This is a genomic window from Nocardia aurantiaca, from assembly GCF_009708175.1.
Lineage (GTDB): Bacteria > Actinomycetota > Actinomycetes > Mycobacteriales > Mycobacteriaceae > Nocardia > Nocardia aurantiaca.
Map to the genome: position 1 here is coordinate 89362 of NZ_WMBB01000007.1, position 17471 is coordinate 106832.

The window sequence follows — 17471 nt, forward strand, 5'->3', positions numbered from 1 at the left end:
TAGGTTGGAAGGAGTGCCGGTGCCAGAAGACAAAGCTCGACGCCCGCTCAACTCGACGGCCGCGTCCCTACTCGGCTTCCTCCACCAGGGCGAAATGTCCGGGTGGGACCTGGTGGCGTTGGCCCAGGATCGCATCGGCGACTTCTGGACCATCACCCAGAGCCAGGTCTACCGGGAGCTGGCCACCATGCACCAGCACGGACTCGTGGAGAAGGGCGAGTCCGGTGCGCGCGACCGCACGCCCTACCGCATCACCGAGGCCGGCCGCGAGGCCTTCGCCGAATGGATCACCCGCGATCCCGGCGCGGAGACCATCCGGGTGCCACTGCTGCTGACCCTGTCCTTCGGCGACTTCGTGGACCCGCAACGGCTGGAGCGCATTGTCGCCGCCAACCGGATGGTCCACGAGCAGCGGCTCTCGGGCTATCTGTCGGGCCAGGACGAACAGCGCATGTCACCCTATGAGCGAGCGACCCTGGATTTCGGAATCCGCTACGAGCGCGCCGTGCTGGAGTGGTTCGATCGTCTGCCCGAGCTGCTCGACCGCACCAGCCGCCTGTCCTGAACCCGGAGCGGGTGGCCTAGCGCCCGGATCCGCGCCGGGCGCGCAGCCAATCCCACGCCGCCGCAACGGTTTCCACCTGCACCGCCCCCTCGGGCAGCGGCGGCCGATCGATCATGACGACGGGTACGCCGAGGGTGCGCGCGGCAGTCAGCTTGGCCTCGGTGAGCGCTCCCCCGCTGTCCTTGGTCACCATGACGTCGATACCCCGCTCCTTCAGCAGCGCGGCCTCCTCGGCGACGCTGAACGGCCCGCGAGCGAGCAGCAATTCATGATTCTTCGGCACCGCGCCGTCGGGCGGGTCGATGGCACGGATCAGGAACCACGCGTCCGAGGCCGCGAAGGCGGCCACACCCTGGCGGCCGATGGTCAGGAAGACCCGTTTCCCCAGTGCCGCAGCGGCTTCCGCCGCGAGGACCAGATCCGGGACGCGGATCCATCGGTCCCCCTCCCGCTCGGTCCATCCCGGCCGCCGCAGGTGCAGCACCGGAAGTCCCAGACTCGCGGCCGCGGTGGCGGCATTGGCGGTGATTCCCCCGGCGAAGGGATGGGTGGCATCCACCACGGCCTCGATCCCGTTGTCGGCCAGCCACGTCCGCAGCCCCTCGACACCCCCGAATCCCCCTACGCGCACCTCGCCGACCGGCAGCACCGGTTCGCGGACGCGCCCGGCGAGCGAGGACACGATCTCGAATCCCCGCTCGCCGGAAGCGATATCGGCCAGTTCCCGGGCCTCCCGGGTGCCGCCGAGAATCAGCGTTCTCAGGGCTGCCCGCTGAAGTAGGCCGAGCCCGAATCGATCAGCGGCTGCCCGCCGACGATGAGCAGACCGATGATGGCGCCCGGAATCGCACCGATCCCGAACAGGAAGGCGCCCAGAATGCCGCCGATGATGCCGCCGAGCGCGGCGTGCTGCAGCTGCCCGAAGAAGTCGGACTGCGAGTCGATGTCCTTGGCGGTGGACACCGGCGCCGACACCGGGGTCAGCGTCAGCTGCGTACCGGCGGCGTCGATGGCGGCGGTGAGCCCGTACTGCTTGCCCGCCAGCACGCCGTTCAACGGCACCTGGGTCACCATATCCCCGGCCTGGTTCTTCAGGAACACGGTCTGCGAGGCCGCATCCAGACTGAACTGCCCACCGGTCACCTTGGTGACGATGTCGTTCGCATCGGTCAGCGCCACGTTGTAGTCGACGCCCTGCTGCGTCCCGTGCAGCGTCGACGGGGACTGTTCCACCGCCGGAGCCGGATCGACAGGGATGGCGTAACCGGTGCCCGCGGCAATCCCGGTCGCGGCAGCGGCAACGAATGCGGTAGCCACGAACTTTGTGTACTTCATGGATCTCCAATAGCTCGAACCGAACCCGATAACAATCGGGTCACGGGCGTTCACCCTACCGTTGGGCCACGTACGTTTCACTCCGAATGCCTCACCGCACCCCCGATCCCACCCGAACGACCGCCCAGCAACCCCGACACCACGGCCTTGGCCCACATGCGCACTCGCCGTGCGCGTGCCATCTGTCTTCGCCGCGACAACCGGAGAAGGCCCGATCTCGCTCGGAGATCACATGCTCAGCGTCCGGCACGCACGGCGAAGAACCCCGCATGACAATGTCCCACCTATCGGTGAGACTGTTCTGTACATCGCGGAGACCCTGTCGGTTTACTCGATGGCACGCCGACCCAGCCCATGGCATGCGGACCCAGCCCATCACGTTCTCCGGGGTAGGAGAATTCTCGCTGTGCGCGGCCGAGTTCGCCTGTGCTACCGGTCGGCCGCCCGGCAACGCCAGGCCGAGGACGCTGCCACCTGTGATCTCGGATTCCGCCGCGTTGTGCTTGGCGAACGCCCGTGAGAAGTGATGTGCTCCGGCGCCTCTGATTCAACGCACATGCCTCTGATCCAACCCGCGCCGCCGCGCTGCAGATGGGTGCGCGACCCCGATACACGAGAGTCCGGCTCCGACGACGAGCACATCCACACGCTCCGGCGCGCTGGTCATCGGTGACGCTTCCGCCCGCCCCTGAAATCGGCTCGATTCTCGTCAGCCGACGAATCAGATTCGTGCACCACCTACCCCGGTCGGGAGTTACCGCTAGGTAGCGATTTCCCTGATGTTACGAGCATTCGAGAACATGCGCCGACAATTGTTAACAGCTTCAGGAAAACCCCAGAACAACGATTACACCGCATCGACGTCACATCCGCTCGATCGCCGGCGGGGCCGGTCGATGTGCGTGAAATAGCTTGCCGTTCAATCGAATACGACTAATACCAAGCTTCGCGCCCATGGTGGGTATTCGGCAACGTCGTATTCTTCCCGACGTGACCAACCGGAAATGCCCCGGGCGTCAACTTGATTCATCGGCGAGCCGCTCCCCCACCCGGCAGACAGTCCGCGCCGATTCCGATCCATCTTTCGCAGGAGATGAAACATGTCCGCACCGGCCAAGACCACCACCGACATCGACAAGGCGATCGAGGAGAACATCGCCAAGTCCCTGGCCGAGATCCCGCATCCGGCACTGCCCAAGGGCACCAACATCTACGGCGCGACCAAGATCTTCCCCGATTATCGGGCCGAGGCCGGGGAGACCTACTTCACCCTGGTGCACGGCATCGCTCACGAGTCGTCGGTCAGCTTCGTGGCGGTGCTGCAGGCCACCCGCGCGCTGCGCAAGGGCTTCGAGTCGGCCATCTACTTCTACGGGCCCGGCGCGATCAACGCGATTGCCACCCGCGGCTTCCCGACCACCGGTGACAGCGGATTCCCGGGCGAGCAGAACATCAACGACGCACTGTCGACCTTCATCAAGGAGGGCGGCAAGGTGTTCGCCTGCCGCTTCGGGCTGGCCTTGCACGGTGCCCGCGAGGAGGACCTCATCGAGGGTGTGATCCCCGCTCATCCGCTCGATGTGCAGGACGCCCTCATCCATTACGCGCGCAAGGGCGCGATCATCAACTCCACCTACCAGGTGTAGGCGGCGGCCATGACCGAGGTATCGACACGAGTGGACCTCGCGCTGCTCGGCATCCGCGTCGATGTGCCCGTGCAGCGCCGCTCCGGAGCCGGGCCCAGCGACGACGGTCATGTGCTGTTCGGGGGTGCCGGCGCTGCCATCCCCATCCGCTCCGATTCGCCCTACACCCTGCGCGGTGACCGGCTGCTGCTCGACGGCGCGGATCTGGGCGTCTCGGTCGAGCCGGTACGGCGGCCGGGCTTCTATGATCTGCGCACCGCCGACGGCGTCGCCTACGAGCAGATCGCCAGGCTGCACGGCGCGAACGTTCTCGCGACCACGGTGGTGCAGACCTGTATTCGCTACGCCGAGGACCAGCGCTGCCGGTTCTGCGCCATCGAAGCGTCGCTGGACGCGGGCCGGACCGTCGCGGTCAAGCGACCCGAGCAGCTGGCCGAGGTCGCCGCCGCGGCGGTCCGGCTCGACGGCGTGCGGCAGATGGTGATGACCACCGGCACCTCCGCCGGAAAAGACCGGGGCGCACGGCATCTCGCACGATGTGTGCGGGCGGTGAAGCAGACCGTGCCGGAGCTGCCGATCCAGGTGCAGTGTGAGCCTCCCGCGGACCTGTCGGTGCTCACCGAACTACGACAGGCCGGGGCCGATTCCATCGGCATCCACGTCGAATCCCTCGACGACCGGGTGCGCGCCCGCTGGATGCCGGGCAAGTCCACGGTGCCGCTCTCGGAATACAAGGCGGCGTGGGCCGAGGCCGTGCGCGTATTCGGCCACAACCAGGTCTCGACCTATCTCCTCGTCGGCCTCGGCGAGGACCCGGACGAATTGGTTTCCGGCGCACGCGAATTGATCGACATGGGTGTCTACCCGTTCGTCGTCCCGTTCCGGCCGCTGGCCGGAACGCTCGCCGTCGACGTCGACGGCGCGATGGCGCCGACCCCCGATCTTCTCGAGGACGTGACCCGCCGGGTCGCACTCGCGCTGCGCGACGCGGGCATGGTCGGCGCCGGCCAGAAAGCGGGCTGCGCGGCGTGCGGCGCGTGCAGCGTGCTCCAGACCGCGGGAGGATGAGATGACCACCACCGAACCCGAACGCGCACAACGCTCCTGGTTCCACGATGCGGCCGCGCCCGGTGCCGTCTCACTGGACTACTGCGTCCTGTCCGGACATCCGTGCCCGGCCGAACCGGAGGACGGATTCCTCATCCGCCCCGCCGACCGCCGCCAGCTCGCCGCCTATCACGCGCTGCGACGCGAGAACTTCGTGGTCGAGCAGGAGCTGTTCCACGGCAGCGACGCCGACGACATCGATGACGACCCCCGCACCACCGTTCTGGTGGCGCTGGCACCGGACGGCGCTGTCCTCGGAGGCGTACGGCTGGCCCCGGCCACCGCCGAGGATCTCGGCTGGTGGACCGGCAGCCGACTGGTCGTGAACTGCGGTCGCCGCACCCGCGGCGTCGGTAATGCCCTGGTGCGAGCGGCCTGCGCGTACGCCGAGAGCAACAACGTCCTGCGTTTCGAGGCGACGGTGCAGGCCCGCTACGGCGCGATGTTCACACACCTGGGCTGGATTCACTGGGGCGACACCGAGATCGGCGGTGTGCCGCACGCCCGGATGCGCTGGCCGATCGATCGCGTCGAGCGGCTGGCGCAGGCCACCAAATCGATGCTCGGACCGCTGCTCGACGGGCTCGGCACCGGGCCGATGACCCTGGGCGGCAGCGGATTCCGGGGAGACGACGGAGCACCGGTGCCCGGCAGCGACCTCATCGCCGCCTGCGATGCCATCATCCCCTCGATGGTGGAGCGTGACCCGGAATGGGCCGGGTGGTGTTCGGTGCTGGTCAATCTCAATGACCTGTCCGCCATGGGTGCCGAACCCGTCGGTCTGCTCGACTCCATCGCGGCGCCGACGCGCTCGCTCTTGACCCGGATCTTGCGCGGTCTGGCCCGCGCCAGCCAGACCTGGGATGTCCCGGTCCTGGGCGGGCACACCCACATCGGCCCGGCGGCGCTGTCGGTGACCGCGCTGGGCCGCGCGGCCCGGCCGGTGCCCGGGGGCGGCGGACACATCGGCGACGAGCTGCGTCTCACCGTCGACCTGGGCGGCTCATGGCGGCCCGGATATCAAGGCCGCCAATGGGATTCCTCCTCCCACCGCAGCGGTGCCGAGCTACGGGCACTCGGCCGGTTCGTCACCGCCACCGCCCCGGCCGCCGCGAAGGACATCAGCATGGCGGGCATCGCCGGCACCGCGGGCATGCTGGCCGAGGCGTCCGGCGTGGGTGTCGAACTCGATGTCACGCGCATCCCGCGACCGGCGAATGCCGCACTCGCGGACTGGATCACCTGCTTTCCCGGTTTCGCGATGCTCACCGCCGACCGGCCCGGCGCCGCGATCTCCGACCCCGGGCCCGCCGCTTCCGCGGTATGCGGGGAGCTCGCCTCCTCCCCCGGCGTGCGCTTGCGCTGGCCGGACGGAACAACCACGACAGCGGTGCCCGGCACCGTCACCGGATTGGGACACTCATGACCGAACTCACGATTTCCGTGGCCGCCGCCGAATTCGGCCGCGATATGGAAGCCTGTTACGCCACCATCGCCGGACTCATCGCACAGGCGCGCGCCCGTGGCAGCCGCCTGCTGGTGCTGCCCGAAGCCTGCCTGGGCGGCTATCTGCCCAGCCTGGGCGGCGGTACAGAGAGCGAGGAAGCCAAACAGCGTCGGCTGCGCAGCCTGCCGCCCGCCCTCACCCTCGACGGCCCGGAGCTGCGGCGCATCGCCTCGATGGCCCGGGAACTGGTCATCACGCTGGGCTTCTGCGAGGCCGACGGCGACGTGCGCTACAACGCCGCGGTAACCCTCGATGGCGACGGCGTCCTGGGCTCCTACCGCAAGGTGCATCAGCCGCTCGGCGAAAACCTCTGTTATGCGGCGGGTTCGGAGTACCGGGCCTTCGAGACCCCGGTCGGCCGGATGGGCATGCAGATCTGTTACGACAAGGCCTTCCCCGAGGCGGCGCGCGCCCTCGCGCTCGACGGCGCGCAGATCATCACCTCGCTGTCGGCATGGCCCACCTCACGCACCGCCACCGCCGACCGGCTCGCGGACGACCGCTGGACCCAGCGATTCGACCTCTTCGACCGCGCCCGAGCGGTGGAGAACCAGGTCGTGTGGATCGCCTCCAATCAAGCGGGCACCTTCGGATCGCTGCGCTTCGTGTGCAGTGCCAAGATCGTCGGCCCGGGCGGTGACATCCTGGCCACCACGGGCACCGAGCCCGGATTGGCCACGGCCACCGTCGATGTCGAGCACGCGCTCGGCCAGGCGCGCGGCGGCGGCATGTACAACCTGGGCGACCGGCGGCCGGAGGTCTACGACAGCGTCGTCGCCCGCTACGGCGTGGTCGGGCGGCCCGCGCGATCCGAGCAGCCGGCGGCCGCCCATGCCTGAGATGACCTTCGATGTCCGCTGGCCCAATGGCACTGTCCAGAGCTGCTATTCGCCGTCCCTGGTCATCCACGACCATCTCGCCGTCGGTGTCGACTATCCGATCGACGAATTCCTGCACCGCGTCTCGACGGCGTTGAATACCGCCGCCGAGCGCGTCAAGGAGAAATTCGGCTTCTACTGCACCTCGGCCATGTACACACTCGACGCCATCGAATCGGCCGCGGCGACCGCCCGCACCACACCCGGCGCCGTGCGCGTGCTGTCGATGACACCGCCGTCCGCGCAGGCCGCCATCTCCGGAGGAAAACCGTGACCCCGCAACCCGATTCGAATCCTGTGCCGCACCACGATGTCGTCGTGATCGGCGGCGGGCAGGCCGGGCTGTCGATCTCCTGGCATCTGACCGCGCGCGGCATCGACCACGTCGTCCTCGAACGCGACACCATCGCCCACGAGTGGCGAGATACCCGCTGGGACAACTTCACCCTGGTGACGCCGAATTGGCAGTGCGCGCTGCCCGGCTACCGCTACAGCGGCCCGGAACCGCACGGGTTCATGAGGCGCGACGAGGTCTACGCCTGGGTGCGTCACTACGCCGACACCTTCGACCCACCGCTGCGCGAACACGTCGCCGTCACGTCGGTCACCGTCGGCTCCGACGGCGGGTTCGACATCGAAACCACGTCCGGACCCTTGCATTCCGATCAGGTCGTGGTAGCCGTGGGCGGCTACCACACACCGACGGTCCCACGCTTCGCCGAACGCCTGCCGCGCTCGATCCGGCAACTGCACTCGGCTGAATACCGCAGTGCCGCAGATCTTCCCGACGGCGCCGTGCTGGTCGTCGGCACCGGACAATCCGGGGCGCAGATCGCCGAGGATCTGCACCTGGAAGGCCGGAAGGTCCACCTCGCGGTCGGCAGCGCGCCCCGCGTCGCGCGCTTCTACCGTGGCCGCGACTGTGTGGCGTGGCTCCAGGACATGGGCCACTACGACATTCCCATCGAGGACCAGCCCGGCGGTCTCGGCAAGCGCGAGAACACCAACCACTACGTCACCGGCCGCGACGGCGGCCGCGACATCGACCTGCGCCAATTCGCGGTCGAGGGAATGGCGCTCTACGGCCGCATGGTCGACGTCGCCGACGGCACAGCCTATTTCGAGCCGTCACTGGGGAAGGATCTCGACGCCGCCGACGCCGTGGCCGAGAGTATCAAGGACTCCATCGACGCCCACATCGCCCGCACGGGCATCGAGGCGCCCGCCGAACCCCGGTACCGGCCGGTATGGCGGCCCGAGTCCGAGGTCACCGACATCGACCTGGCCGCAAGCGGCATCACGTCGGTGGTGTGGTCGGTCGGATTCCGCACCGACTACCGGTGGCTGCGGGTCGGCGTCTTCGACGGCGAAGGCCACCCCTGCCACAACCGCGGCGTCACCACGACGCCCGGCCTGTACTTCCTCGGCTTGCCGTGGCTGCACACGTGGGGATCGGGCCGATTCGCCGCCATCGCCCGCGACGCCGAACACCTCGCCGACCGGATCACCGTCACCGCGTGCGCCACCGCCGCCGCCTGAGGACCGCCATGGCTGTCACCCGAATCGCCGCTGTCGCCGCCCATTTCGGGGCGGATATCGCCCGGGCACTGGACAAGATCACCGGGATCATCGACCGGCTCACCCAGGACGGCGTCGACCTGCTCGTGCTGCCCGACGCCAGCCTCGGCGGCTATATCGGCGACCTCCGGAATCCGGACCCGTCCACCGGACCGGAGGCCATCGACCCGGACGGACCCGAGATCCGCCTGCTGTGCGGGATGGCCAGGGATATGACCATCTGCATCGGCTACGCCGAAGACGCCGACGGGATTCGCTACAACGCGGCCGTGTGCCTCACCGGTGACGGCGTCCTCGGCCGTCACCGCAAGGTGCACCAACCCGCCGGGGAACATCTCGCCTACGCCGCCGGAGATCGCTTCGCGGCCTTCGATACTCCGGTCGGCCGGATCGGCATGCTCATCGACTACGACAAGACCTTCCCCGAATCCGCGCGCGCCCTCGCGCTGGACGGCGCTCGCGCCATCGCCGCGCTGTCGGCCTGGCCCGCCAGCGTCACCGATCGTGCCTCCCGCATGCCCAACGACCGCCAATCCCGACTGTTCGACCTCTACGACCAGGCGCGCGCCGCCGAGAACCAGATCGTGCTCGCCTCCTCCAACCAGACCGGCATCACGGGCCATCTGCGATTCCTCGGGCAGGCCAAGGTCGTCGGCCCGGGCGGCGACGTCCTCGCCCGCACCTGGTCGAAGGGCGGGCTCGCGGTGGCCGACATCGATATCGACGCCGAGGTCGAACGAGCCCGGCGGGTACTGCGGCACCTGGAGGAACGGCGCGTCGACACCTACCACAATCTGCTGACCGACGAGGGCTGCCACTGATGCGGATCGCGCTGCTCACCTACTCCACCAAACCTCGCGGCGGCGTCGTGCACACCCTCAACCTCGCCGAAGCACTCGCCCGCCTCGGTGCCGAGGTCACGGTCTGGACGCTGGGCCGCGGCGGCGACGCCGGGTTCTTCCGGCCGGTCGATCCGGCGGTCGAGGTGCGCGTCGTCGCCTTCGACGGTATCGAAGGGGAATCCGTCGGCGCGCGAATCATGCGCTCGATCACCGTCTTACGAGAGGCTTTCGGCCCGCACGACTACGACATCGTGCACGCACAGGACTGCATCAGCGCCAATGCCGTCGATCGCTGTATCCGCACGATCCACCACCTCGATACCTTCACCACCCCGGAACTCGCGCGCTGCCATGAGCGCGCCGTCGTCGAACCCTACGCCCGGATCTGCGTGTCGGCCGCGGTCGCCGCCGAAGTCCACGCCGGCTGGGGGCTGCGGCCCACGGTGATCCCCAATGGCGTCGAATACGCCCGTTTCGCCACAGCCGCAGGCGATTCCCCCGACGCCACCGCCGCGCGTTCCACCTGGCTGCGGCGCCTGGGCCGCTACGTCCTGGCCCTCGGCGGTATCGAACCCCGCAAGGGCAGCCTCGATCTCCTCGAGGCCTTCGCCCTGCTCGAACGCGACCACCCCGACCTGAAGCTCGTATTCGCCGGGGGTGAGACACTTTTCGACTACCGCGACTACCGCGACCGGTTCGACAGCCGCGCGGCCGAACTCGGCATCCACCCCACCATCCTGGGCACGGTCGCCCACCACGACCTGCCCGCGCTGATGGCCGCGGCCGCCGCGGTCCCCTTCTTCTCCACCAAGGAGGGCTTCGGACTGGCGGCCATGGAAGCCCTCGCCGCCGGAACACCCGTCGTCGCACGGGATCTGCCCGTCCTCCGTGAAGTATTCGGCGACATCATCGACTACGCGACCACCCCCACCGAGATGGCCGCGCGCCTGTCCGGAGTCTTGAAGACCGACCCGTTTCGAGCCGAACACGGGAAAGCGCTCGCCGCCCTCTTCACCTGGGACCGCGCCGCCCGGGCCCATCTCGATTTCTACCGAGACCAGCCCACCGACATCTCGAACCGCGTGCTGGCCACCGATCTCTGAGCCGGAGACATCATGGAGATCCCCGCCAACCCTGGTCCAGGTTCGCTCCGTCGACTCCGCCCGCATCCCATGGAACACCCCGCTCATCGAGCACGACGGTCGAGAATGGCGTCGGAGCGGCCGCGAATCACCGGGTCGGATTCGGCCACCGTGATCCGGCCGGCCGGAGCGGAAGTCACCGAGCCCGCGGTGTCCGCCACGGCAGTTGCTGGTCGGCGATGTAGTTGCGGATGGTCGACAGGGTTGCGCCGGCGCGGGAGATCCCGGTCGGTTCGGCGGTGGACGGATACGGTTGCGCGGTGCGCGCGTTCAAGGCCGCGGCCACATCGGTGGCCCACCCGCTGATGGCGTCCCAGTTCCGCAGATCCGAGGCCGGAAGCACATGCAGGGGTGAGCCGGGCAACTTCAGCATCCAGCGGTCCAGTCCGCGCAGGGCAGCGGGGTTCCAGCGTCCGCCGAACAGTGCGACCGAGAAGGGCGCGAGCCAGGCGTAGCGGTCGAGCAATCGGTCCAGCTGGGAACGGGTATCGGATTCGGATTGGCTCGGGTCGATCTGGCCGATCGCGAAGAGGGCGATGTCGCGCTGCGCGAGCACCGGGCCGAATCGGTTGAGGAAGCGGCGGGCCGGCCGCGGCCAGCGGCCGTAGTAGAACGGCGCGCCGAGGATGATGCCGCGGTAGTCGTCGATCGTGCGGAGCTCGCGCATCGCGCGGCAGTCCACCTCGAGACCCGATTCTCGGAGTGTGGTCGCCAGGTGGTCGGCGATCTCCCGCGTCGCACCGTAGCGGGTAGCGTACGCGACCAGAATTCGGCCTTTCATGGTGTTTTCCTTTGTGTCACTTCGGTACGGCGAGCTGCCCGCTGTCGTCGGGCCGTGGTGAAAGCCGTTGGAACAGGTCGGCGATCCGATCCGGGTGCCCCGGCGCGGTGCCCGGAGTCGACAGGGCCGCCGTAGCGGCGGCGATGCCGAGGCGTATGGCGTCGTCGAGCGGGTAGCCGCGGGACATCCCCGCGGTGATGCCACCCACCTGCGCGTCCCCGGCGCCGATTCCGGTACGCACCGGGACGTCCAGTGCCGGAAACCACTCGTCGCCGTCGGCGGTCACCGCGAGCGTGCCGTCGGATCCCAGTGACACCACGACGATTTCGCTCACTCCGCGGGTGATCAACTCTCGCGCGGCGGCGACCCTGGAACCGCGGTCCGGTAGTGGACGGCCGGTGTATTCGGCGAGTTCGCGCACGCTCGGCTTGATCAGATGGACGCCGCGGCGAACGGCGCGCAGCGCGGCCCCCGAGGTATCCAGCACCAATGGCACACCGAGGTCGGTGAGCAGATCGGCCAGACTCTGGTAGAAGTCCGCCGGAGCTCCGGGCGGCAGACTGCCGCTGGCGACCACATACCGGCAATCCTGCGCTATCCGTTCGATTTCGGCGAGGCAGCGATGCAGTTCAGGGGCGGTCAACCGGGGGCCCGGCAGCACGAAACGGTACTGTTCGCCGGTATCGGACGCCGTCACCGCGAAGCTCTCGCGAGTGGGGTTGGCGATGGCCACCGACCGCATCGAGATTCGGGCATCGTGCACCAGATCTTCGAGCAGGCGGCCCGGCGGGCCGCCCGCCGGGAACACCGCTGTCACCGGCTCGCCCAGTACGGCGATCGTGCGCGCGACATTGATGCCACCGCCACCAGCGTCGAATCTCGGTGCCGTGCACCGGGTCTTGTCGGTGGGCCGGACGGATTCGGCCGTGGTGGCGATATCGATCGCCGGATTCATCGTCAATGTCACGATCGACATCGACCACCTCCTCGTGTGCAGGGCCAATCCAGGCGTTATTCCGCGGACTTCACCTCGACGGCCTCGAATGCGGCGAAATCAGCCGACAGCGATCCGGCCGGCGAAACGTGCGGACAGCTGACTCATGCGTGTCTTCTTCCCATGGGAAGAGGGTTCTGACGCAGCTGATTTCACGCGCATCGGAGGCGATTCGGTAGGGCTTCGGGTAGTCGGGCGGTGGGACCCTGGTCGTCACCGGAGAGACCGAAGTCCTCTGTTTCCCCGGGCACCGGGCGCGGAGCGTTGAAGCCATGGACACCAATGCCTGCACCTCACGTTCCGCGGCCCGGCCCGGCGACGACGCGCGAGGACCGGCCGTCGCGGGCATGGACGGGCCGCGGGCAGCGATCCGCGTCGCCGAGCGCGCGGCCGCGCAGGCCGTGGCCGGGCGTATTCCCCTGCGAGCGACCGCGCAGGACGTCCCCGATGTGGCATTCCGGCCGATCACCGTGCTCGGCGATGCCGTCACCGCTGTCGAACCCCTCAGCGCCATGGCCCGGCTCGTCGTGGACTCCGACCGCTCCGATGCGATCACCCCGTCCCGCTCCGGGCCACCGGCCCACGACCTCGCCCGCCATTCGTCCTGCCCGGTGCTCATGCCCCCGGTCCAGGCCGCCACCCGCGCCGAAGCCGCCTGCCGATGACCGCGGCGGCCGAGCACCTCCGCAGCGGGATCATCGGCGATGCGCGCGCCGCGGAGCTACACGAGACGCACACCGGGCTGGTGGTGTTGTTCGGGGATCGCGCGTACAAGGTGAAGAAGCCCGTCGTCACCGACTTCCTCGATTTCGGCACGACCGACGCCCGAGAACGCGCCCTGCGACGCGAGCTCGAACTGAACCGGCGCTGGGCCCCCGACGTCTACCTGGGCCTGGCCCAGCTCACCGATCCGCTCGACGGTCCCGCCGAACCCGTTCTGGTCATGCGGCGCATGCCAGAATCCCGCCGGCTCAGCGCGCTCGTCACCGCCGGCGAGATCGGCCGCACCGAACTGGCCGCGCTGGCGACGGTGGTGGCGCATTTCCATCGCGACGCCCCGCGAGGCAGCGCGATCGATCAGGCGGGAACCGCCGAGGCACTGCGGGAACGCTGGCGAATCCTGTTGCACGGCTGGCAATCCCATCCTCTCGGCACACTGGATCCCGCCCTGATCGACCGCATCGAGCAGCTGGCGATGCGTTTCATCGATGGTCGCGCACCGCTGCTGGCAGAACGCATTGCGGCCGGGCGGATTTTGGATGGGCACGGTGACCTCCTGACCGAGGACATCTTCGTGCTCCCCGACGGCTTCCGGATCCTGGACTGCCTCGACTTCGACGATTCCCTCCGCTGTGTCGACGGCCTCGACGATGCCGCCTTCCTGGCGATGGATCTGGAGTTCCTCGGACAACCACAGCTCGCCGAGGGTTTTCTCGACGACTACCTGCGCGCGGCCGAGGATTCACCGCCTCTGGCACTGCGCCACCACTACATCGCCTATCGGGCCATGGTGCGGGCGAAGACGAACCACATCCGCGTCGCGCAGGGCGACGAGAAGTTCGTCGGCCACGCTCTGCGACATGTGGAACTGGCAGTGGGCCATCTGGAAGCCGGGGCGGTGCGTCTGGCCCTCGTCGGCGGGCTGCCGGGGACCGGAAAGTCCACCGTCGCAACCCGTCTGGCACAGGTCACCGGCGCCGAGGTCATCTCCAGTGACACCGTGCGAGCCCAGCTCCGCGCCTCGGGAGCGATCACCGGTGCGAGCGGCGTCTTCGATGCGGGGGCGTATCGACCCGCCGCGCGATCACTGGTGTACACGCACATGCTGGAACTGGCACGCCAGCGGCTCGCGCTCGGGGCCTCGGTGATACTCGATGCCGCCTGGATAGATGCCGGGGAACGGGCCCGCGCCGAAGCGCTCGCGGCGCGCGCACACGCCGAACTGATCCCGCTGCGCTGTGAGTGCCCCCCGCAGCTGGCCGGCACGCGCATCCGAACCCGCCGATCCGGCGACTCCGAAGCCACCCCCGAGATCGCGATCGCACTGGCCGCAGCCTCCTCTCCCTGGCCGACCGCGACGGCTGTCGACACGACCGGTCCGCTCGAGACCACCATCGCCCAGGCGCTACGTGGATGGAACGCCGTAGGACGTGACCCGAGCTCTCCGGCGGATCCGATTGCCATCGACCTCCGCGATGACGGCGGCGGATCCGCATGACAGCTGAGACCGATGCGCGCACCGCCGGAATGCCGGAAGGTGCGGTCGAGGGTGGCTCCGCCGCCCGGCCTGATCCGACCGAACGCATCGATCTGCTGCTCCGCGATCTGCGCAGCAGTCGCACCGGGCTGACCGATCGCGAAGCGCGGCGGCGCCTCGTCCAGGTCGGCCCCAATGAGCTCCGGCGGCGGGGCGGCCGCGACTGGCCGCGGGAGTTGGTGCGTCAGTTCACCCATCCCTTGGCGTTGTTGCTCTGGGCGGCAGCGGGATTGGCGGCGGCGGTGGGCATCATGCCGATCGCCGTGGCCATCGTGATCGTGATCGTGATCAATGCCGCGTTCGCATTCGTGCAGGAACGCCATGCGGAGAAGGCGGTGGAGGCGCTGGCCGCCTACCTGCCGACCCGAGCGACGGTGATCCGGGACGGAACCGTCGCCGACATCGATGCCACCGAACTGGTTCCGGGCGATGTGCTCGTGATCTCCGAGGGCGACCGGATCTCGGCGGACGCGCGGATGCTCGAGGGCGGCATCGAGGTCGACCTGTCCGCCCTGACCGGCGAGTCCATGCCCGTGTACCGGGCGGCCGACCTCGCCGACGCCGGTGTGCCCCTGCTGCACGCGCGCGATCTGGTTTTCAGCGGTACCACCTGTACCGAAGGCGAGGCGCGCGCGGTCGTGTACGCGACCGGGATGCGTTCGGAGCTGGGCAGGATCGCGTCTCTGTCCGAGCGTGTGCGACGTGACGAGAGTCCGCTCGAGCATCAGGTGCGCCGGGTGGCCTGGCTCATCGCCCTGGTGTCGGTCACGCTCGGGGCGGCGTTCATTCCGCTCGCGACCCTCGCCGCTCACCTGTCGTTCGTCAACGCGGTGATCTTCGCCGTCGGGCTGCTGGTCGGCAATGTTCCGGAGGGCCTGCTCCCGGTGATCACGCTCGCACTCGCCATGGGTGTCCGGGAACTCGCCCGGCGCGGCGCGGTCATGAAACGGCTCAGCGCGGTGGAGACCCTCGGATCCACCAACGTCATCTGCACCGACAAGACGGGCACACTCACCGAGAACCGGATGCGAGTCGTGGTGGCGCACACCACGAGTGGACAATTCGACTTCGCGGCGGACCACCCGCCGCCGACGCCGCACATCACTCTGACCCGGATGGCCATCGCCATGGCCAGCTGCAACAACGCCCGCATCGGTGGCCCCGGCGACCAGGCGTCCACCGGCGATCCGACCGAAGTGGCGATCCTCGAAACCGCTGCGGCGCTGGGGGTGCGCCTCGATCCGGAGGTTCGCCTCCGGCGCCGCATCCGGCAGTTCCATTTCGATTCGTCCCGCAAACGCATGTCCACCCTCGACACCGACGAATCCGGCGCGCGCGTTATCCACGCCAAAGGCGCACCGGAATCGCTCCTGCCCCTGTGCGATACGGAACTCGATGCCGGCGGCCGACCGGTGCCGCTCACGGTCGCCCGCCGCGAGGTCCTCGATGATCTCGTCGACGAACTGGCCCGGCAGGGTCTGCGGGTGCTCGCGGTCGCCGAACGCCGCCTCGACGAGAAGGCCGCGCCCCCGCGGCAACCCGAGCAGGCCGAACGCGGCCTGACGCTGTTGGGCGTGGTGGCGATGGTGGATCCGCCCCGACCGGAAGTGGCCGACGCCGTGACCGCATGCCACACGGCCGGGATCCGGATCATCGTCATCACCGGCGACCACGGTCTGACCGCGGCCGCGGTGGCCGCCCAGGTGGGCATCACCCGCGGGGAGCCCGTCATCGTGACCGGCGACGAACTCGACCACATGTCCGAGCAGGAGCTGGACCAGCTGCTCGCCGCGGACACCGCCCCGATCTTCGCCCGCTCCTCACCGGAGGCCAAGCTGCGGATCGCCGACGCGCTACGAGCGGCCGGTCATGTGGTCGCCATGACCGGCGACGGGGTCAATGACGCGCCCGCCCTGCGCCGCGCCGATATCGGAATCGCCATGGGCCGCTCGGGAACCGACGTGGCGCGGGAAGCCTCCACCATGGTGCTGACCGATGACAACTTCGCCACCATCACAGCCGCCGTCGAGGCCGGGCGCCGCGTTTACGTCAACATCCGCAAGTTCATTTTCTACATCTTCGCCCACGCCACCCCGGAGGTCGTGCCCTTCCTGATCTTCGCGCTCTCCGGTGGCGCCGTTCCGATTCCGCTGACCGTGCTCCAGCTGCTGTCCTTCGACGTCGGCACCGAAACCCTGCCCGCGCTGGCCCTCGGTCGCGAGCCCGCCGAGCCCGGCCTCATGCGCCAGCCGCCCCGCCCACGCGGCGAACCGGTCATCCGCGCGCCAATGCTGTTGCGTGCCTGGCTGTTCCTAGGCATCATCTGCGCGGTCCTGGCCATGGCGGGATTCTTTTACGTACTTCTGCGCGCCGGATGGCATCCCGGAGCCCCGACCGGACCGGGCGAGCCATTGCACCATGCCTACCGGCAGGCCACCACCATGACCCTCCTCGGCTTGGTCACCGGCCAGATCGGCACTGCCTTCGCCGCCCGCACCGAACGCGCCTCCCTGCGCTCGATCGGCGCCCTGTCCAACCCACTCCTGCTGTGGGGCATAGCCTTCGAACTGGCCCTCACCGCCGCCATCATCTACCTCCCGCCCCTGCAGAGCCTCCTCGGCACCGCCTCTCTCACCCCCGGCATGCTCGCCCTCACCACACCGTTCCCATTCATCGTCTGGGGTGCGGACGAACTCCGCCGCTGGCTGATCCGGCATCGGTCCGTCCGCGGCACACCTGCCGAATCCACGGGCGCTACAACAGATCACGACCGGGGATGAACGAGACAGCAGCGCTGCGGACGAATCCCGGTGTCGGCGCAACGGTATCCAGAAGCCGA

16 protein-coding genes are annotated in these 17471 nt (G+C 68.9%); 12 read left to right on the forward strand and 4 right to left on the reverse strand.

Annotated elements, in window-relative coordinates; genetic code table 11:
- The first annotated feature begins 19 nt into the window (after positions 1 to 19).
- Complete coding sequence (locus GLP40_RS16020) at positions 20 to 565, forward strand: PadR family transcriptional regulator (protein ID WP_328290235.1); 546 nt, start codon at positions 20 to 22, stop codon at positions 563 to 565.
- 16 nt (positions 566 to 581) lie between these two features.
- Here the strand turns inward: GLP40_RS16020 and GLP40_RS16025 are convergent, their stop codons facing one another.
- Positions 582 to 1328 carry a cobalt-precorrin-6A reductase gene (locus GLP40_RS16025; protein ID WP_154789017.1) on the reverse strand — a complete coding sequence of 249 codons (747 nt, stop codon included), beginning with the start codon at positions 1326 to 1328 and terminating at the stop codon, positions 582 to 584.
- Positions 1325 to 1882: a hypothetical protein gene (locus GLP40_RS16030; RefSeq protein ID WP_328290236.1), complete on the reverse strand. Its 558-nt coding sequence runs from the start codon at positions 1880 to 1882 to the stop codon at positions 1325 to 1327. Before GLP40_RS16030 ends, GLP40_RS16025 begins: the two co-directional genes overlap by 4 nt.
- Before the next feature lie 1118 nt (positions 1883 to 3000).
- Between GLP40_RS16030 and GLP40_RS16035 the strand changes: the two genes are divergently transcribed.
- The 8 genes from GLP40_RS16035 to GLP40_RS16070 are packed head-to-tail and all read left to right on the forward strand — an operon-like array spanning position 3001 to position 10561.
- Complete coding sequence (locus GLP40_RS16035) at positions 3001 to 3546, forward strand: MSMEG_0572/Sll0783 family nitrogen starvation response protein (protein WP_154788731.1); 546 nt, start codon at positions 3001 to 3003, stop codon at positions 3544 to 3546.
- Positions 3547 to 3555: 9 nt separating this feature from the next.
- On the forward strand, positions 3556 to 4614 hold the full coding sequence (locus GLP40_RS16040; protein ID WP_154788732.1) for an MSMEG_0568 family radical SAM protein: 1059 nt from the start codon (positions 3556 to 3558) through the stop codon (positions 4612 to 4614).
- Position 4615: 1 nt separating this feature from the next.
- Positions 4616 to 6079, forward strand: coding sequence for an MSMEG_0567/sll0787 family protein (locus GLP40_RS16045; RefSeq protein ID WP_154788733.1), 1464 nt, complete (start codon positions 4616 to 4618; stop codon positions 6077 to 6079).
- The gene (locus GLP40_RS16050) at positions 6076 to 6999 is read left to right on the forward strand and encodes a carbon-nitrogen hydrolase family protein (RefSeq protein WP_154788734.1); all 924 of its coding nucleotides are present in this window, start codon (positions 6076 to 6078) and stop codon (positions 6997 to 6999) included. The genes GLP40_RS16045 and GLP40_RS16050 overlap by 4 nt, the downstream gene beginning before the upstream one ends.
- Complete coding sequence (locus tag GLP40_RS16055) at positions 6992 to 7312, forward strand: MSMEG_0570 family nitrogen starvation response protein (RefSeq protein ID WP_154788735.1); 321 nt, start codon at positions 6992 to 6994, stop codon at positions 7310 to 7312. Before GLP40_RS16050 ends, GLP40_RS16055 begins: the two co-directional genes overlap by 8 nt.
- Positions 7309 to 8577: an MSMEG_0569 family flavin-dependent oxidoreductase gene (locus GLP40_RS16060; protein ID WP_196054696.1), complete on the forward strand. Its 1269-nt coding sequence runs from the start codon at positions 7309 to 7311 to the stop codon at positions 8575 to 8577. Before GLP40_RS16055 ends, GLP40_RS16060 begins: the two co-directional genes overlap by 4 nt.
- Before the next feature lie 8 nt (positions 8578 to 8585).
- Positions 8586 to 9437 (forward strand): carbon-nitrogen hydrolase family protein, encoded by an 852-nt coding sequence (locus GLP40_RS16065; protein ID WP_154788737.1) that lies wholly within the window; start codon positions 8586 to 8588, stop codon positions 9435 to 9437.
- The gene (locus GLP40_RS16070; RefSeq protein WP_154788738.1) at positions 9437 to 10561 is read left to right on the forward strand and encodes an MSMEG_0565 family glycosyltransferase; all 1125 of its coding nucleotides are present in this window, start codon (positions 9437 to 9439) and stop codon (positions 10559 to 10561) included. The genes GLP40_RS16065 and GLP40_RS16070 overlap by 1 nt, the downstream gene beginning before the upstream one ends.
- A 175-nt stretch (positions 10562 to 10736) precedes the next feature.
- Here GLP40_RS16070 and GLP40_RS16075 read toward each other — a convergent pair whose 3' ends face one another.
- Both GLP40_RS16075 and GLP40_RS16080 read right to left on the reverse strand, forming a co-directional pair.
- Positions 10737 to 11381, reverse strand: a complete 645-nt coding sequence (locus tag GLP40_RS16075; protein ID WP_154788739.1) for a flavodoxin domain-containing protein — start codon at positions 11379 to 11381, stop codon at positions 10737 to 10739.
- A gap of 16 nt (positions 11382 to 11397) precedes the next feature.
- On the reverse strand, positions 11398 to 12357 hold the full coding sequence (locus GLP40_RS16080) for a 1-phosphofructokinase family hexose kinase (RefSeq protein WP_196054697.1): 960 nt from the start codon (positions 12355 to 12357) through the stop codon (positions 11398 to 11400).
- A 290-nt stretch (positions 12358 to 12647) separates the two neighbouring features.
- Here GLP40_RS16080 and GLP40_RS16085 point away from each other — a divergent pair, with 290 nt between their 5' ends.
- Genes GLP40_RS16085 through GLP40_RS16095 form a run of 3 tightly spaced genes read left to right on the forward strand, consistent with a single transcriptional unit; the run spans position 12648 to position 17412 of the window.
- On the forward strand, positions 12648 to 13040 hold the full coding sequence (locus GLP40_RS16085; protein ID WP_154788740.1) for a hypothetical protein: 393 nt from the start codon (positions 12648 to 12650) through the stop codon (positions 13038 to 13040).
- On the forward strand, positions 13037 to 14593 hold the full coding sequence (locus GLP40_RS16090; RefSeq protein WP_154788741.1) for a bifunctional aminoglycoside phosphotransferase/ATP-binding protein: 1557 nt from the start codon (positions 13037 to 13039) through the stop codon (positions 14591 to 14593). Before GLP40_RS16085 ends, GLP40_RS16090 begins: the two co-directional genes overlap by 4 nt.
- Positions 14590 to 17412, forward strand: a complete 2823-nt coding sequence (locus tag GLP40_RS16095) for a cation-translocating P-type ATPase (protein ID WP_230329633.1) — start codon at positions 14590 to 14592, stop codon at positions 17410 to 17412. The genes GLP40_RS16090 and GLP40_RS16095 overlap by 4 nt, the downstream gene beginning before the upstream one ends.
- The last annotated feature ends 59 nt before the right edge of the window (positions 17413 to 17471 follow it).